The organism is Pseudoalteromonas sp. S1650 (assembly GCF_005887195.1).
Classification (GTDB): domain Bacteria; phylum Pseudomonadota; class Gammaproteobacteria; order Enterobacterales; family Alteromonadaceae; genus Pseudoalteromonas; species Pseudoalteromonas simplex.
On record NZ_PNDF01000178.1, the window covers coordinates 1 to 643 of the forward strand.

Annotated in this window: 1 pseudogene; it reads left to right on the forward strand. The window is 38.3% G+C overall.

The window, feature by feature from the left end:
• Positions 1 to 239: 239 nt before the first annotated feature.
• Positions 240 to 643 (forward strand): annotated as a pseudogene (locus CWB80_RS22780) (hypothetical protein); the annotation flags it as partial.

A 643-nucleotide genomic window follows, 5' to 3' on the forward strand; every position in this document is an offset into this window, starting at 1 on the left:
ATCCCCTGAAAAACCAAAATATACCAACACAACACAGCGAAAAGATCAGCTTGTTAGGTCAAAATAACAATCATAAAATCACCCCGTACTTATTTAATTCTACCCCTTCTCGCTTGTTGCCTATCACAGCAGAGAATGCGCTTACAAACCCTTGGCTTTTTAAAAATTATGATCTACTAAACCGAGTTTTTAAAACCTGCCAGCAACACGAGGGGTTTATACCACAATGCGATCTTGAGTTGAGTAATATTTTAGCAAAATTACCCTCTATAGAGCTGCACGATGAAGTCAGTTCTGAACTAGAGGCCTTAGAAAGTCAATATATAGCCACATTAAATAATGCTGGTTTTAGTACACTTTCCGGGGTTAAATCTGATATTTATTATCACCAACAGAAGCCTTTTTTAAGAGTTGTCAATCCAACTGATTCCTCTTTAGAAATTACTGCACAAGTGACACTCACAAATAGTGCTAATAAGCCAAGCAAAACTCATCAGCTAAAACGCAGCTTGAGCTCAGGAACACATAATATCTCACTGCCAACAGAAATAAATGCTGATAAGGTTACTATTGCGCAAACTCTCAAATGGAAGTCGTTAACGCACCAATCTACGCTCTCAAAGCGAGTAACCCCGTTTAATGG